Raw genomic sequence first — 18148 nt, 5'->3', positions numbered from 1 at the left:
GAAAAATTCTAAACTGTTATATCTCTTAACTCTTTGTATGCCATTATTTTTTTATTCTCAATACAAAATAGAAGGTAGAGTTTTAAATAAAGAAAAAGAGCCGATAAAAAACATAGAAATTTTTTTTTCGAACAAAAGTCATGATAAAGATAAAAAAGTAATTACTAATGAGAATGGCAGCTTTGTTACCGAACTTGTAAAAGGTACTTATAATATGGTTATACGTGATTCTGAATATAAGTATTTTGAAAAAGTAATTAATGTTGATTCTAATATGAAAACAGCAGATATAGAATTACAGTCTTTATCTAAAATGATTGAAGAAGTAAGACTGACATCCTCTCCAAAAATGGCGGTTCAGAAAATTGACAGAGTGGTATTTAATATCGAAAATAATGCGCTTGCGAATAAAGGAAATATTTTTGAATCTTTAAAAATGGTTCCAGGACTGGTTTTGAAAAATGACCAGATTGCTATGTTAGGAAGAGATGCTGTAAAAGTAATGATTGATGGCAGAATGATTAATCTGAGTGGAGATGATATAAAAAATTTCCTTAAATCAATCCCCAGCGAAAACATCAAATCGGTAGAGGTTATTAGCAATCCCTCTGCACGTTACGAAGCAGAAGGAAACAGTGGAATAATTAATTTAGTTCTTAAGAAAGCAAAAAATAATTCTTGGAGTAATAATATGACACTTTCCCAAGATGTTGCAAAAGCAAAATATGTCCTTAGAGCAGCAAGCAACAGTTTTACTTATCAGAAAAATAAAATTAGTTTTTTATTCAATTTACGGTATGATTACGGGGATATATTTGTAAATCAACGTTTAGACACATATTTCTCGGAACCATATCTTACTGATTCTGGACAAAAATGGAACTATAATCAGCTTTCGGGAAGGTTTTTAATCGATTATGAGCTTAGTTCAAAAACCAAATTTGGAGTACAGTATTTAGGAGCTGTAAACAATAATTATGTTGATGATCATTTAAATACAACAGTCGCCAACAGCAATTTAATACCTAAATATTTTTTAAACGGAGATGGTCATACTCATGATGAAAATAATAATCATCTATTAAATTTCCATTTGGACCAGAAACTAGATACTATTGGTAGAAAGCTTAATATAGATCTAGATTATCTGAGTTACAATACTGATAAAGGAAATATAATACTTTCTAATAAATATGATACAGGGAATAATTTTGAAGGAGTGAATTTCTTCAACCGGGCCATTTCTGACCAGATTATCAATAATTATAGTGTAAAGTTTGATATTGACCATCCAGGAAGGGCAGTCAACTTTTCCTATGGAGGGAAGCTCACTTTTACCAATACAAGATATCAGCTTAATAATTATGATTTGTTAGCCAATGCAGCCCTTCAGTCAAATCAGTTCAAATTTAACGAGGATATTCAGGCTTTATATATCAGTGGGACAAGAAAACTGTCCGATAAGTGGGAGTTACAGGCAGGTTTAAGAGCAGAATATACCCAGACAAAAGGGTATTCTGTTTTGATTAATCAAACTGATTACAATAAGTATTTTCAGCTTTTTCCTTCCTTATTCGTTAAATACGATATAAATAATAAAAACAACTTGGTGCTGAGTTATGCACGAAGAATACAAAGACCATCATATGGACAGCTTAATCCTTCACGTTTCTACATGAACAGTCAGGCTTCCTCAATGGGAAATCCTTATTTAAAACCTTCTTATGTTGATAATGTGGAATTATCCCACACTTACAGAAATCTTACTTCAAAAATGACATTTAATATAAACTCCAATGCTTTTGATGTAATTTTTAAGTCAAATGAAGCTACTAAAGAACTTATTTCCACATATGATAATTATTATCGCAGTTATGGATATTCTCTTACAGAATCATATGAATTCAAAACATTTTCCTGGTGGAAAACGTATGTAACTCTTTTCATGAACTATTCTTATTCGCATAATATTAAAGACTATAATCTGCTGATGAGAAACGGATTGGAGTTTTTTGGATCGCTTAACAATTCTTTTAATTTGAACCATTCAAAAACGTTGACTGCAGATCTGAATTTTTGGTATGGTTCGCCATACAACAGGAATGCCTATCATTATTCGAAAGGGAACTCACTTGATGCTGCCATCTCTTATAAAACGCCATATAAAGGATTAAATCTAAGCTTTGCGGTTTATGATATATTTAATTCCAGTCCGCGCATGATGACCTCAGAACTGAACGGGATTGTACAAACTTATGTATCTTATAGCAATAACAGATTTTTCAGACTTTCTGTAAACTACACATTCGGAAATGATAAAATTTCCAAAGAAGAAAGAGGGTTTGGTAATGAAGATGAAATAGGACGAAGCAGATAATCTTAAAAAATAACTGATACGCTTTATGAAAAAAGTACTGGTCTATACTGATCCATTCAGAGGAAATATAATTCCTACCCTAGGAATCAGTGAAAAACTTCGCCAAAAGGGAATTCATGTTCATTATATCGGTGTACCGGATGTAACAGAAATAATATCTGGAACATCATTTCCGTTTACCACTGTTTTTGAAGACTATTATCCGAAAAATAGTACCTATCTCTCAGGTAAAATTAATGCAGATGTTATCCGGACCATTATTAATGGGGAACTTAATGGGTTAATCAGTAAGCTTAATCCATCAGCTATTATTTTTACAGCTTATAATCCGATAGAAGCAGCCACTTTCTATTTAAAATACAAGATAAAGACATTTCTGTTATATTGTCATTTTCCAGTAGATAATGACCTCAGTAAAAAATCATTAACAGACAAGATTAAAGAATGGAGTATCAATATGCTGATGGATGATAGTAATCTTGAAGCCACTAATCTTCTAATTGATCTTATCATTAGCCAAGGATACACCATGAATTCTTTGAATGATATGCTGTCTGTTTTTGAAAACTTCTATAATGTAGTTCCAGCTTCAGAAGACTTTTTAATAGAAGATGCAAGCATAAAAGAAAATGATTTTTATATAGGAGCCTGTATACCTGAGCAGAATATATTTCACTCAGATTATGATATTCAAAAGCTAGAGAATGAACTTTTTGAACAAAGGAAATCAAAAAAAACGATAGTTTATTGTTCCTTAGGTTCTTGGGCAGAGCAAATAGATAAAGAAAAAACTCAAAAAATTTTGCAAATGGTTATTGGCTCTTTTCAGCAGGAAGCAATGAAAAATCATATTCTTAATATATCTGTCGGAAATCTTTTTGAAGACTATAAATCTCATGAATCGGATACCATAAGGATTCATAAATGGCTTCCTCAAATGACCATGCTTGAATATTCTGATCTGGCTATTATACATGGAGGGATGGGAGGCGTTAAAGAATGTATAATGAATGAAATTCCTATGATTGTTATTCCATTAGGCCTTGATCAATTTGAAAATGCAGACCGGATAGTTATCCATAAACTAGGAATTAAAATGGATGTTTCTGCTTTAAATAATCACGAAATTATTTTCACAATTAAGCAGCTTCAGAATGATACTGAGATAAAAGACGGCTTATCTAAAATGAAATCTAGTTTTGAAAAAGCATCGGAAAATGATATGTGGATCAACCTTAACAACGAAAAATTAACAACGAAATAATGAATAAACAACTTTTTTTGTTACACTTTGCAGGTGGCAATAAATATTCTTATAATTTCTTACAGAGCAAACTAAAATCAGATATTGAGTTTATCCCGATTGAGCTACCGGGCAGAGGAGCTCGGTTTGAAGAAAACCTTATTAGAGATAAAGAAGAAGCAATACAGGATCTGTTTTTACAGATAAAGGACAAAAGAAATGGTAAGCCTTATGTAATTTATGGGCATAGTATGGGGGCAATATTAGGATTCTCAGTAACCGAAATGTTGGAGAAAGAAAATGATGCACCAAATTATCTGATCGTGTCTGGAAACCCGGGACCTTTAGAAGACCATAGTTTTTCTCTTCGGTATAATTTGGATGATGAAACCTTTAAAAAAAGAATTGCAGAGTTAGGAGGAGTTCCCGATGAAATTATTGAAAATCAGGAGACATTTGCATTTTTTTCCACTATCATGAGAGCTGATTTTGAATGTGTTGAAAAAGATCGGCAGTATGAAAAGAATAAGATTATTCAAACACCTATTTATGCAATAATGGGAAGTGAAGAAAACTTATCTGCAAGGATCAGGAATTGGGAAAATTTTACAAATTCTTCTTTTAATTATTTGATCTTTGAAGGAAATCATTTTTTTATACATCATCATAGTAGAGAAATCGGAAAGTTAATTAATTATTGTTTCGTTTAGTTCATAAAATTTAGTTATGCTAAAAATAAAATCAAAACATATCGCTCTGATATCTGTATATGCTTTAATAAGCAGTTTATTGAGCTTTGGTATTATCTATATAATCAATAATACGCTGTCAAATAAATTTTCAGTAAACGGGTATATTTATATTGCATTCTTTTCTTTTGTAATTTATGCCTATTTATTGAATATTTTCTTTCAAAAGCAATTGAACAAAATAACGTTTGATTTGCTAACTAGAATGGAAAAACAGCTGTTTCAGAAAATTTTGGAAACCCCTTTGGTAAAAATTGAACAATGGGGTACTCAGAGATTCTATACTGCAGTAGAAGACATAAGAACCTTTTACGCATTACCAGGAGTAATTACTTCAGCATTTTCTTCTCTACTGATGGTTATACTCTGTATAGGATATCTCATAAGCCTGTCCTGGATATCGGCACTAATTATTATCTTATGTATTATCATTATTGCAGGGATGTACTATCTTGTAATGAACCTTTTGTCAAAATCCATAGAAAAAATTAGAAAATATAATGAGTCTTATTTTGGATATGTGCAGGATGTAGTGAACGGATTTAAAGAATTAATGATAAGTGATAGAAGAAAAGAAAGATTGCGTGAAGACTATGTTTACAAAAATAGAAATGAGGCGTATAAATTGGATTTTAAAATAAGTTTTTCCTTCCTTTCAATAGGGCTTATTAGTCAGTATGGGATGTATCTTATTATAGGAACGATTCTCTTTATTTTACCAGAACTCGGCTGGCTTAAAAAAGAATTTGTAATTCCGTATGTTCTTGTTTTACTATTTATTGGTGGCCCAATAAACGCTATTATCAATCTTCAAGACATCGTTACCAGATTATTTGTTGCCAACAAACGGATGAACAGTTTTTATGAAGATTTTAAAAATGATAATGCTAATAAGAAACTGAATGTAGAACTTGCTGTTGATTTTTCAAAATTAAACTTTAAAAATATCCATTTTAATTATAAAAATAACAATGCGGATGCCAATTTTGAGTTGGGACCTGTGAATCTGGAAATCAATAAAGGAGAGGTTATTTTTATCGTTGGCGGAAACGGAAGTGGAAAAAGTACCTTCATTAATATTCTTACAGGTTTATATGTGCCTGATCAAGGGGATATATTTTTTAATGAGAAAAAAATTGATTCAGAAAAAGAAATTCAGAATCTTATTTCAGCTGTATTTACAAGTAATCACCTCTTTTCTCAAAACTATGATGATTATGAGCTGAAAGATAATGCTAATTACAAAAGATTACTTGAAATCTTTAAACTTGAAAATATAGTAAAAGATGATTCTGAAGAATCTGCAAGAAGACAGTTTTCTAAAGGACAAAGTAAGAGAATGGCTTTGATTTTTGCATTATTGGAAGATAAGCCAATTTTGGTACTTGATGAATGGGCTGCAGATCAGGATCCCTATTTTAGGAAATACTTTTATGAACAATTAATCCCGAAATTGAAATCAGAAGGTAAAACAATTATTGCTGTAACACATGATGATAGATACTTCCAATATTGTGATAAGTTGCTGAAGTTTGATTACGGTAAAATCGTAAAAGAAGATATTCCTGAGAATTTTCAAAACGCATATTTTTAATATTTACATTTTATGAAGTTAACTCTTCCTCAACAGGATATCTTTTTTGAACAGTTATTATATCCAAATGCACCCATTTATAATATAGGAGCCAAAATAGAAATAAAGGGCGAAATATATCTTAATACTCTTCAAAAAGCTTATCATGAAATGATTTGTCAACATGATGCCTATAGAAGTTTTTTAAGAGAGAAAGATGGTATTGCTATTATAAACATATCTGAAACCCCCAGAAACCTAGAGTTTGTTGATTTTTCAGATAGCATAGATTCCGTGTCTAGAGCTGATGAATATATGCAGAAAGAATTTTTATTGCCTTTTGATTTATTAAAAGATTCCTTTCTGTATCGGTTTGTTTTGGTAAAATGTCATGAGAATTTATATTATCTTTTTTCAGTATATCATCATATTATCACTGACGGTTGGGGTACGTCCCTGATGTTCCAGAGATTAATTAAAAATTATAATGACCTGCTGAATTTTGATAAACTACAAGAACAGTATCCTTATGAATATAAAAAATTTATTACAGACGATCATGCGTATCAGAATTCTGAGGAGTATCGAAAAGACAAACAGTATTGGAATGAAAGATATCGGGATTTACCACAGATTATTTTTAACAAAAAAGAGACTGCAGAAAAGAATCTTACAGAAAGTGAGCGCAAAGAGCTTATTGTTAAAAGAAAAGATTATAATAGACTTATAGAAATAGGTAAAAAACATAATTTTTCTACATTTCACAGCTTCTTGGGACTACTTTTCTTTTATTTCGGACGAATTAATCACAGTGAAGATTTTGCGATCGGGATTCCAGTACTTAACAGAAACAGTAAAGTATTTAAAAAAACAGTAGGACTGTTTATGGGAGTTTCTCCTTTAAGAATTAAGCTGAATTACCAGAACAGCCTGATAGATCTTATAGAAGATGTGAAAAAGCAGTTAATGTCAGACTATAGGCATCAAAGATACCCTCTCGGGAAAATAGTGCAGGATTTAAAACTATATGGCGAAAAAGATAAACTGTTTAATCTCACATTTTCCTATGAAAAACATAATTATGCTGACCATTTTGCAGGGACGGTAACTACAGTACTTCCTCTTACCAATAAATCTGAGAGAGTAGCATTAGCCATTTATGTGAGAGAATTTGATGATGAAGAAAACATAAAGATAGATTTCGATTATAATAAGGCATATTTTGATGAATATTCCATCATACAATGTACGGAGCACATCAATCATATGATTTTAAATATAGAAACGCTGGCACATCAATCATTGAAAAATATTTCATTCATGTCTGTGGGAGAGGAAGAAAAACTTTTTTCATTTAATGAAAATGCGATTAAAATAAAATATGATGATAATGAGCAAACATTAATTGACTTGTTCAGCAGAAGGGTTCTGGAGTTTCCTTGTAAAGAAGCCATAGCAGATGGTACATTATCATTATCTTATACAGAAGTTGACAGTATTTCATCTCAGGTAGCCCACTTTATCCTAAATAATTACGCTTCCGAAAATGCAATTGCTGTTTTACTGAATCGTTCAGCCTATATGGTATGCACCTTGTTGGGGATAATGAAGGCCGGAAAAGCTTATATTCCACTTGATCCTGAATTTCCTGAAAGCAGGCTGCAATATATTGTAGAAAACAGTAAAGTCAGTCTCCTCATATCTGATGAAAAAATTCAGGTTGAACTTACAGATATCAACAGAATTTTTTTGCGTAATATTCTTGAACACAGCCATGAAACCTCTGAAAAGAGAGTTAGATCTGAAGATACGGCCTATATTATCTATACTTCCGGCTCTACCGGATACCCTAAGGGAGTTGAAATAGGACATGCTTCCCTGCTGAATCTGTTAAAAAGCATCAGCATCCAACCGGGAATAAATGCCGTAGATAAATTATTCTCAGTCACAACATATTCCTTTGATATTTCTATTCTGGAGTTTTTTACCCCTTTAATTAACGGAGCAACACTGTATATAGCTGATGAAAATATCCTAAAATACCCCACAGCCACAATACATGAGATAGCCCAAGTAAATCCTTCCGTCATCCAAGCAACACCAAGCTTTTTCAAGAGGCTCATCAGCTTTGGGTGGATACCAGATTCAGGATTAAAAATATTATGTGGTGGAGACCTGCTGAGTAAGGGACTGATCGAAGAGCTCATCCCGCACTGTCATGAAATGTGGAATATGTATGGACCTACGGAAACAACAATATGGTCCTCAACTAAAAAAATAGAAAAAAATACTTCCCCTCAGAATATAGGAAGTCCAATTGCCGAAACGTCTTTTTATATTTTGGATGCAGATCTTAACCTTTTACCCATAAATTCCATTGGAGATATTTATATCGGAGGAAAAGGCCTTGCGAAAGGATATTACAATAATGAGCAGCTTACCTCGGAAAGGTTTATAAAAAGCCCTTTTAGACAGGGAGATCTGATGTATAAAACCGGAGATGTCGGGAAATGGAATGAAGCCGGCGAAATCATTTTCTTCGGAAGGAGTGATCATCAGGTTAAAATAAATGGCTACAGAATTGAACTGGGAGACATTGAAAACCATATGAACACCATTGAAAATATTGAGGATTCTATAGTAGTGGTTAAAGACCATGATGGCGAAAAAAATTTGGTAGCTTACGTAAAGGCCCGTTCAGAAGTGAGCATTTCGAAAATTTATGATATACTGAGTTCAGACCTGCCCTATTATATGGTTCCTCAGTTTATTTTTTCCGTAGAAGACTTTCCGCTTACTCCTAATAAAAAAATAGACCGGCAGTTGCTGTCGGCTAAAGAGCTTCCTTCTTTGCAAGAAGGGGGTAGCAAAAAGAAAATTGATAATGATTTGCTGATTCAGGAATTAAAAGTAATCTGGAAAGAAGTATTACATCTTCAGAATGATCTTAAGCCGGAAGATAATTTTTTTGAATTGGGAGGACATTCTATTTTGGTTACCAAATTAACGAATCTGGTCAATAAAAATTTCTCAGTTCAGATATTAATGAAAGACGTTTTTGAAAACCCGGATCTTTATTCTTTATACCATTTCATTCTGAAGAAAAAAAATAAACTTGGAGTGATCCCGGCTGCGCCGGTGCAGGATTTTTATAAAGTAACTCCCACACAAAAAAATATATGGTTGGCTTGTCAGAGAAAAGAGGTTTCACCAGCATTCAATATGTTTATGGAGTTTGATGTGGTAGGCGTTATTGATATTGTTTTACTGGAAAAATCTATACAGAGCATGATATCGGAAAATGAAATATTAAGAACCAACTTTGCATTGCATGAAGACACCATCTGCCAGAAAATCAATGCTTTTGAAAATGTTCATTTTTCCTTAGAGATGAATGAAGTAGATAATGAAGCAGACTATAAACATATTGTCAACCAGTATACTGGTTTTTGTTTTGATCTTGAGAAAGAAATACTCTTAAAATTAATGATTCTAAAGCTTGGGGAAAGATATAAGATTCTTTTTCTGACCCATCATATTATTTTTGACGGAATTTCTACGGAATTATTCATTAAACAGCTGATTTCCGTTTATAACAATCCCTCCTTTGTCATAATTCCGGCTCATACTGAAATACAGTTTAAAGACTATAGCCACTGGTATTATCAAAATACAGATATTGAAAAAAATAATCTTTTCTGGGAAAAATATGTTGAGGGGTATCAGTATGAACCTTTTCTGAAGAAAGAAGCTTCAGTACCTGAGAGCTATACAGGGAATATATTTACTGTTTCTTTAGATAATTCCTTGTCAGCTCGCTTAAATAATCTGGCAAAAGAAAAAAAAACAACTCCTTATGTTTTAATGCTGACTTCCTTGTTGGTATTGTTAAATAAAATTTCAGGACAGTCGGATATTTGTATAGCAACTGTTGACTCCGGAAGGTCAGTTCCTCAGGTAGACTCCCTTCTCGGGGTTTTCATAAAAAGTCTTTTATTAAGAGTGAAGCTCGGAGAAGAACAGTTTACTGAAATACTTGAGAAAGTGACCCATGAATTTTTAGAAGTCAATAAGTATGAAGAAGTTTCAAATAATACTTTTTTGAAGCATCATGTTGATATTATGTTTGTAGTCCAGAATCCTGATTTTAGTTATCATACGATTGATGGGTTTTCAGATTTTTCAATACAGACTGTGGAACAGGATTCGGTTTTTAATAAATTTCCTGTTATAATGAATGTTATTAATGATACAGACCAGATCCATATGGATGTCAGCTATAACAAAAGCCTTTATAAAGAACATATAATCAGAGATTTTTCCCAAACCTATATTAACTTCTTGAAACATATTTTATCACTAAACTCTGAGCTGGATTCCGGGTATAAGGACTTTTTTTATGTTAAAAATTCCTTTGATATTGATTTTGATTTTTAACTATGCTTACAATATATTATTCCTTTATTAGAAAGGAAGTTCATGAGTTTTTGATGTCAAATTACAGATACGAGCTGAGTAGTGATTTTCAAAACAGGATTTTGAGGTATAAGAATTGGTCGGATGCACAATTATCACTTTTAGGCAGGATGATGCTGTTTGATATCCTGAAAAAAAAATATCGCTTACATATGACAGATAATGACATAAGATTCACTAAAAATAAAAAACCATTCTTTGAAGACGCTCCTATTAATTTTAATATTTCACATGCTCACCATATTTCTATTTGTGGAGTAACAGAAGACGGGGAAATAGGAATTGATATTGAAAAAATTCAGCCTGTAAAAATCGAAGATCTTGGCTTTTGCCTTACTCCAAATGAAAAGAAGAAAATCAACGAAAGTATGAATAAAGATCAGTTGATTATTGATATATGGACAAGAAAAGAATCCCTGATAAAATTGATAGGTAAAGGCCTTACAATTCCGCTGAGTGAAATTGAAACCCAGTCTGCGGAAGATAATGATACACTGCTCTATAACGGGCAGAATTTTAATATCAAAAAGATATATATCGCAGATGATTACTGTTGTTATGTGTGCTCAGAATTACCCATTAAAGATATATCTATAAATGAATTTAAAAATTAATTACTCAATATGAAGACCTCGAAAGTATTTTTTTTACTATTTATCATGATATCCTCATTTTTGTTGGCACAAAAAGAAGGATATACTATTACCAAGACAAAACCTTTTTTCGATGAAGAACACCTGAAAACAGATAAAACAATAGAATGGGGATATCTTTCTGTTCCTGAAAACTGGACAGCTCCAACAGGTAAAATAAAAATTGCATTTACTGTTCTCAAAAAGAAGAAAAAATCATCTCAGAAACCCTTATTGTATATAGAAGGTGGTCCCGGGCAATCAGGAATTGGAACATTCGGATATTTTCGTGATCACCCACTGAGAGATTACTCCGATATTATATTGGTAGACGCAAGGGGGGTAGGAAATTCTTTACCTAAACTATGCCCGGAACTGGGAACAGAAATATTTAAAATTTTATCCTCGAATGAATCAGCCACCGCTGATGAGAAAAATAGATTATTTGCAGCAATGAACTGTAAAAATGAGCTGATAAGAAAAGGGATTAATCCTGCTAATTATAACAGTATGAATATAGCCAATGATCTGCATGCGCTTAAAACAGCATTGCATTATGACAAATGGAATGTTCTTGGAGTTTCATACGGAACCTATATTTCACAGGTATATGCCAATTCATTTCCTGATGACTTCAATAAAATGATTTTAGATTCATCTATTAATAATATTTCTGAATATTATGATAAGATCAATGATCATTATGTGAAGGAATTAAATATCTTATTCTCAAAATGTAAACAGGATCCAGTCTCAAATAAAAAATTCACGAATCTCGAAAAGACCTATTATGACGTGATTGCAGATCTGGATAAAAGACCATTGACGGTGAATATTCCCAAAGATCTTCTGGAAAAAGGAAGTTTTACATTCAATAGTGAAGACTTTAAACTCGTTATTCATCAGGCTTTATATAATAAACAGATGACGGAAGTACTACCAGTGATTATTACTTTGTTTCATGAAAGAAATGCAGCCGCATTAAGTTCGGTAGTCGGTGCATTTTCCGGGGTTTTCCGGGCTCTGGATTTTGGAACCTATTACAGTATGTTGCTGAATGATGCATTACCATACAGTTCATTAAAATACTATGATGAAGATGCTGCAAAATATCCGGGATTAAAAGGTGGTTTGTCATTTTACAGAAGTGATTTTCTTATCAATAGTCAGTGGAATACTAAAAGTATTCCGCAGAATATTTTAGATTATAAGAAAATATCTAAAATTCCAACGATGATTCTGGCTGGAGAATTTGATCCTATTACCCCAGTTTCAAATGCTCAGTCATTAGCCGGATTGCTGAATGCAGAGCTAATCATATTTAAAAATGAAAACCATGCCCTTTTATTCAATCAGGAAGGAAGCGGATTAATTAACAACTTTATTAAAGATTCCTATCAGCAAAAGCCGTCAGTTAAAATCATGAGTACCTATAAAACAAATTTTGTGACGGATATTCATGTGAATCCCGGAGTTCCAAAGCTGGCAATGTTTATTGGGAATTTTGATCTTCTGAATTTTGCTCCTTTAATTTTGGCCTATATTCTTATGATTATCGGAATCGTTTACTTTTCAATGCAGATGATTAGGAAAAGAAAAGAAGAGGGCTTATTCAGCAAATTTTTTTACGGGCTGCTTATCCTGTCATGCTTACTGGCCATTATAATAATGGGTGGGTTTATTTATGCTATCCAGGATGCGGCAAGCTCTAACTTCTTTATATGTGCGTTCGGAATAAAAGAAAAGTTTAGAAGTTTGTTTACCCTTCTTACGGTATATGCTGCGACTGTATTTTTGTTGGCTATATTCCTCATAAGAATCAGTAAATACCAACACAAAGTTATCATAATATCCCTTGTTTTTTCCTTAATATTAATCCTTTTTTACTTCTATTACTGGGGATTTTTTAATTAATATCATATGAAAATAATTCAGAGTTTTTGGTCGAAACCAAGCTATAAAAAGAAAAATGTAAAACTCCATGATCGGAATAATGGAGGGTGGACTGACAAAAAATATAACTATTTCAGCTGGGCATTGAGCTGTTTACAATTTAGAAAATATTATGATGATGTAGAATTAATTACTGATGAAATAGGATATAATATTTTAATTGAAAAATTGAAACTGCCTTATACGAAAGTAGATGTATGTTTGGATAAAATCAATCATTATCATGAAGATTTGTGGGCATTGGGAAAAATATATGCCTATAGTATCCAGAATACTCCTTTTATTCACGCCGATGGAGATGTGTTTATATTCGAAAAATTTGAAGAACACTTTGAACATGCACCTATTGTGTGCCAGAATAGCGAAATTGGCTATACCTTATATAAAGAAATTTTCGAGGCAATTCAGAATCATTTTGCATATATACCTGAAGATATTTTAAATTATTATAATACTTTCGGGGAGGTGAATGGTGTTAATAATGGTATTGTAGGGGGCAATGCAATACTGTTTTTTAAACAATATACAGATAAAGCATTTGAATTTATCGATAAAAACGCAGATTATTTGTCCAAAATTAATATTGGACTGTTTAATATTATTTTTGAACAGGCTCTTTTATATTCAATGGCTCATAAAGAAAAAATTCCTGTAGAATTTTATTTTGATAATATTAATCAGGGATTTGACGGAATTTGCGACGTATTGGGAAGTTCTTTTGAACGTTCTTATCTCCATGCTTTGGGACCATATAAAACTGTGAACACAGTTCCCGTGCAGATTGAAGATTTACTCAGAAAATCATATCCTGATTATTATCATAACATTATCAGACTTCTTAAAACGTATCAAATATGAGATTGAATGTAACAACAGATGAATATATATCTGCTATATTGGGATTAAGTTTTACGGATCTCCAGAATATAGCCAAAAATAATAAGCAGAAACTTGAAGAACAATACCTTATATCAGATAATATTGAAAATATAGAATACGGAATTACTGGGTATTTGTTTTTTCTGTTAGAATACCATAAAATATATAATAAACCAGAGTTGCTTGATATTATAGAAACGCATAGTCTCAGTTTGATCTCTTACTGTGATCATTCAGCAACGGCAAATTACTCATTATATACTGGAAGAGGCGGAGTTGCTTATTTTTTATTAGAGCTTTATAAAACCTCTCCTCAGAATATTTATTTAGACAATTGTCTGAAAATTTTAAAAGAGTCTGAAAAGGAGTTTTTCCATTCTGAATATACTTCCGATTATTTACTGGATGGAAGAGCGGGAGTCCTATTTATTCTTATTAATCTGTTTACTAAAAATGAATCGAAGGAAACAGAAGAGATGATAAATAATTATTTACAGAAAATAATAAACAACAGTATATTTACACCTAATGGTCTTTCATGGATTTCAAAAGAAGAAATCAATATAGAAAATTCCTGTGACTTCGCACGTGGATCTTTGGGGATTCTATTTGTATTGAGATATATACATGCGATTTCAAAAAATGAAAATATTAAATTCTATAGTGCACAAGCTGAAAAGTATATTAAAAATTTTATTAATAAAGAAAAGGAAGAGATTAACTTAGAAAACTATCTTTTTATTTCTGATATAGAAAAGAGGTTTATTCTTAAGATTAATTCAAATAAAGAAAATTATATCAGGATTCTTGATGGATTATTAGAGATGAATGAAAAAGAGGAATTTGAGAAGAATCTTGCTTTTCTGATGACACTTTCGCCTTCTCTCTGTAATGATTTTTCAGAATTTTTTTATCACAGAGATAATTTCAAAGAAGAATTGGCACAATATGAGACTATGTTGCAAGATTTGGATGAATATGTAGATTTAGAATTCGGACTCATTAATGGAAAAATAGGTCAGTTATATCTAATTATGAAATATAATGTTTCCATTGTTAAAAATATTGTTGAAAATAAAAATTATAACTTATGTTTGGATATTCAGCTGAAAGAAGATTTTATATTTCAAAAGCAATATCCTAAATTTTATTATTTCACAAAAATAAATTTTTCCAATGTCTACAATACAATCTTGAATAATATTGATGAAGTTAGTAGTAATCTAATTAATGACATTGTTCCTGTAATAGATCAGAATTCTTCTTCAGAATTATTAAAAGATCTTCTGTTTTTTGAACAAAGTAAAAACCAAATTTATGATGGAATAAGACAGAAAAATAACCTGACAAAATTTTCAAAGATCATATCTTATAGAAATTATGTTTTTGATCATATTGAATCTTTAGGCAGCTCAATTTTATATGTCCCAATCATACATGGTTCTATGGGAACTGTAGTAAATACGAAATGGGACTGGTCTTCAAATGACATTTATATACATACACTAAACATTATACAACCTCCTGCTTCATATATCTCCGTCTTTATTCCTGCTCTTGATAAAAGAACGAATTTTTTTGAGGAGATACCCCTTAAAATAGAATATTTATTATTACAGGCTTTCAGTACCCCCAAAACAATTAAAATGGTAAGTGAAGAATTTAAATATTTTTGCTTATCTCAGCCGGAAGAAGTACTTGATACTATCATTTCCTATACTTACTCAAAAGATAAGGAAGAACTTATTGGAAGATTGGATTATTTGGTAAAAAGCACGGTAAAGAATTTTATCTATAATGGATTTTTAGAATTTGCCTAATGATACTGAAATCTTTTGATTTAATTTCTATGAAGAAAATATGTTTATTGTAATTAATTTTGGAAAAATTACTTGATATTTCCCTCTTTTTCATACTTCCTGTATGAATAATAAAAGTGTACATACTTAAAAGAGGTTTTTCGGGAAGACGGAATTTTTATGTTTGATGAATGTGGCGGATGTTATGTGGGAGTAATTGTAGGAGAAAACATCCTTAATATAATTTCTGAAACAGACTCTATACATCCCCTGTTGTAAAGAAACAAGAATAGAATTAGAAGTTTGTTCTAATATTATTCAATAGAAAGAATTCCGGGGAATATGTTATAAAGGAGGAATTAAAATGAATTAGAAGTTTTGGTTTATCATTTATATGATTATAAAAGAAATTTATTAACGGATATCCTTATTAATGATAATGAACTAGAATAATTGTTTTTTACTATAGATATTTGGAAATCAATTTTAAAAAAGAGTTTAAAGCGTAAGCTGAAAGGCTAAAGAGTAGGAATTAATAAATAATATTATTGTTATGAAAAGAATTAATTTGGTAACAGTTAAGGAAAGTCTGTCAAGAAATGGGCGGAGAAATATTAAAGGAAGTAGTGGACATATTGTTCCATATGTTGGATCTACAATACCATACTGCTTGGATAGAGCTTGTTGATTTGAGATAGTGTTCCAAATTTAGTGATATTCAATTGTAGAGTTATAATTGTTTGATTTTCAATGTTGATTGAATTTAATTTATAAAAATGAGAGTAAGATAATCTTGCTCTCGTTTATTTTGCGGAAATACCTATCGCAAATGAATGAGAATCATAACAGGTATCCAAAGTTAGTGACAACAAAATTGGTCCCAATTGTTACTCACCAAAAATTATTAAAAATGTGAAAACAACAATATTTTTGTAAAAATTGTAACAGAAGTTTTTTAGATTTTATACTTATCCCTTTTCATTTAAAGAGATAAAAAACGGATAATATTGGAGAATAAAGAATGTGAATTTTACTATTAAATCAAAATTCCTTATTCTGTATACTATCAAGGATTTACAAACAAAAAAAATAATAAAAATTATTAAGGATAATAATTAATTACGAATGATAAAATGTAAATAAATTAGGGTTATGATTTAAAATTTGATTTAAGTATTTAAATATGTAATTCTAATAAATTTTATTACCATTTGATGTTAATTTATGCAAATTTTTTTGAGTGAAAAAAATATATATATTTGCGAAAAAAAATACAGGAATGAAAAAAATATTACTCACGATAAGTTCTCTGATCGCTGTATTCTCTTCAGCACAAATCTGGAATACGACAGGTAACAACGGAACAAATCCATCTACAAATTTCTTAGGTACTATAGATGCTCAGCCTTTAATATTTAGAACAAACAATTCTGAAAAGGTAAGAATAACACTTAATGGAAGTGTAGGAGTAGGGACTGATAACCCAACCCAAAAATTAGATGTTAATGGTTCTGTTACTGCTAACGAAAGATACAATAATGGTAATGATGGCTCTTATTATATTAAACTAAATTCTAACGGATACAACGTTCCTGTTATTAGCTATTCAGAAAGTTCCGGTAATATATTATCTTTTGGTAATCTTGGAGGACAGTATCATAGTAAAACAATTATCCGGGGAGGAAATGGAGATGTAGTAATAGAGCCTAACTCTACTAGTGGAGCTTTTGTAGTTAAGGCACAGTCGGGTAATGTAGGAATAGGAACAACATCACCAGCTGGAAAATTGACAATTCATAATGCTGATAATTTAGGAGTTAAGATTGAAGGAAATACAAGTTCTTATATAGGTAACGATTTAGAAATATATCGTCAGAATTCTACGAGTGATATTGGTCAAGCTGCAGCGATCCAGATGGGCGATGTACAGAATAATGTTCATACCATGATGCAAAGTTCAAAAGATGGATTTCAATTTTTTAACATGAGTAATGTTGCAAATAACAATTGGTGGACTGAAAGATTAAGAATTGCCAACAACGGAAATGTAGGGATAGGCTCGGTAAATCCAGATTCGAAACTTACAGTAAAAGGAAAAATTCATGCAGAGGAAGTGAAAATCGATTTGCAGGTACCTGCAGATTATGTTTTTCAAAAGTATTATAACGGGGCTTCTGATTTAAAGAATGATTATAAAATGTTATCTTTAGATGAAGTAGAAGAGTTTACCAAAAAATATCACCATTTACCTAATTTTTCATCCTCAAAAGAAATTATTGAGAATGGATTAGAACTAGGAATAACAACCAATAAGCTTCTTGAAAAAATTGAAGAACTAACTTTATATTCCATTGATCTGAATAAGAAAAATAAAGAACAAGAGAACTTAATCAAAAGTCAGGCAGATATTCTTAAATCTTTGAATGAAAGATTAGAAAAATTAGAAAAGGCAAAGCAGAAATAATCC

The 18148-nt window shown here is 31.2% G+C and carries 10 protein-coding genes; all 10 read left to right on the top strand.

Annotated features, from left to right (window positions below; translation table 11 throughout):
- Positions 1-37: 37 nt before the first annotated feature.
- The 10 genes from KKI44_RS11245 to KKI44_RS11200 all read left to right on the top strand — a co-directional run bounded on the left by KKI44_RS11245 (position 38) and on the right by KKI44_RS11200 (position 18145).
- Positions 38-2377 (top strand): outer membrane beta-barrel family protein, encoded by a 2340-nt coding sequence (locus tag KKI44_RS11245; protein ID WP_214591059.1) that lies wholly within the window; start codon positions 38-40, stop codon positions 2375-2377.
- A 25-nt stretch (positions 2378-2402) separates the two neighbouring features.
- Positions 2403-3641 carry a glycosyltransferase gene (locus tag KKI44_RS11240; protein ID WP_214591058.1) on the top strand — a complete coding sequence of 413 codons (1239 nt, stop codon included), beginning with the start codon at positions 2403-2405 and terminating at the stop codon, positions 3639-3641.
- Positions 3641-4330 carry a thioesterase II family protein gene (locus KKI44_RS11235; protein ID WP_214591057.1) on the top strand — a complete coding sequence of 230 codons (690 nt, stop codon included), beginning with the start codon at positions 3641-3643 and terminating at the stop codon, positions 4328-4330. Before KKI44_RS11240 ends, KKI44_RS11235 begins: the two co-directional genes overlap by 1 nt.
- A 16-nt stretch (positions 4331-4346) precedes the next feature.
- On the top strand, positions 4347-5963 hold the full coding sequence (locus KKI44_RS11230; protein ID WP_214591056.1) for a cyclic peptide export ABC transporter: 1617 nt from the start codon (positions 4347-4349) through the stop codon (positions 5961-5963).
- A 12-nt stretch (positions 5964-5975) separates the two neighbouring features.
- The gene (locus KKI44_RS11225; protein WP_214591055.1) at positions 5976-10379 is read left to right on the top strand and encodes a non-ribosomal peptide synthetase; all 4404 of its coding nucleotides are present in this window, start codon (positions 5976-5978) and stop codon (positions 10377-10379) included.
- Positions 10380-10381: 2 nt separating this feature from the next.
- Complete coding sequence (locus KKI44_RS11220; RefSeq protein WP_214591054.1) at positions 10382-11032, top strand: 4'-phosphopantetheinyl transferase family protein; 651 nt, start codon at positions 10382-10384, stop codon at positions 11030-11032.
- Positions 11033-11041: 9 nt separating this feature from the next.
- Positions 11042-12964, top strand: a complete 1923-nt coding sequence (locus tag KKI44_RS11215; protein ID WP_214591053.1) for an alpha/beta hydrolase — start codon at positions 11042-11044, stop codon at positions 12962-12964.
- Positions 12965-12970: 6 nt separating this feature from the next.
- Complete coding sequence (locus tag KKI44_RS11210) at positions 12971-13861, top strand: DUF6734 family protein (protein ID WP_214591052.1); 891 nt, start codon at positions 12971-12973, stop codon at positions 13859-13861.
- Positions 13858-15702 carry a lanthionine synthetase LanC family protein gene (locus tag KKI44_RS11205; protein ID WP_214591051.1) on the top strand — a complete coding sequence of 615 codons (1845 nt, stop codon included), beginning with the start codon at positions 13858-13860 and terminating at the stop codon, positions 15700-15702. Before KKI44_RS11210 ends, KKI44_RS11205 begins: the two co-directional genes overlap by 4 nt.
- Positions 15703-16921: 1219 nt before the next feature.
- On the top strand, positions 16922-18145 hold the full coding sequence (locus KKI44_RS11200; protein WP_214591050.1) for a hypothetical protein: 1224 nt from the start codon (positions 16922-16924) through the stop codon (positions 18143-18145).
- Positions 18146-18148: the final 3 nt, after the last annotated feature.

The sequence above is a fragment of the Chryseobacterium sp. ZHDP1 genome (assembly GCF_018603435.1).
GTDB classification, from domain to species: domain Bacteria; phylum Bacteroidota; class Bacteroidia; order Flavobacteriales; family Weeksellaceae; genus Chryseobacterium; species Chryseobacterium indicum.
The sequence above is the reverse complement of the archived record's forward strand: the minus strand, read 5'-3'. Positions and strand labels throughout refer to the sequence as shown.

Coding starts and splice junctions, on each gene's coding strand:
- KKI44_RS11245 (WP_214591059.1), top strand. CDS start 38: ATGCCATTATTTTTTTATTCTCAATACAAAATAGAAGGTAGAGTTTTA.
- KKI44_RS11240 (WP_214591058.1), top strand. CDS start 2,403: ATGAAAAAAGTACTGGTCTATACTGATCCATTCAGAGGAAATATAATT.
- KKI44_RS11235 (WP_214591057.1), top strand. CDS start 3,641: ATGAATAAACAACTTTTTTTGTTACACTTTGCAGGTGGCAATAAATAT.
- KKI44_RS11230 (WP_214591056.1), top strand. CDS start 4,347: ATGCTAAAAATAAAATCAAAACATATCGCTCTGATATCTGTATATGCT.
- KKI44_RS11225 (WP_214591055.1), top strand. CDS start 5,976: ATGAAGTTAACTCTTCCTCAACAGGATATCTTTTTTGAACAGTTATTA.
- KKI44_RS11220 (WP_214591054.1), top strand. CDS start 10,382: ATGCTTACAATATATTATTCCTTTATTAGAAAGGAAGTTCATGAGTTT.
- KKI44_RS11215 (WP_214591053.1), top strand. CDS start 11,042: ATGAAGACCTCGAAAGTATTTTTTTTACTATTTATCATGATATCCTCA.
- KKI44_RS11210 (WP_214591052.1), top strand. CDS start 12,971: ATGAAAATAATTCAGAGTTTTTGGTCGAAACCAAGCTATAAAAAGAAA.
- KKI44_RS11205 (WP_214591051.1), top strand. CDS start 13,858: ATGAGATTGAATGTAACAACAGATGAATATATATCTGCTATATTGGGA.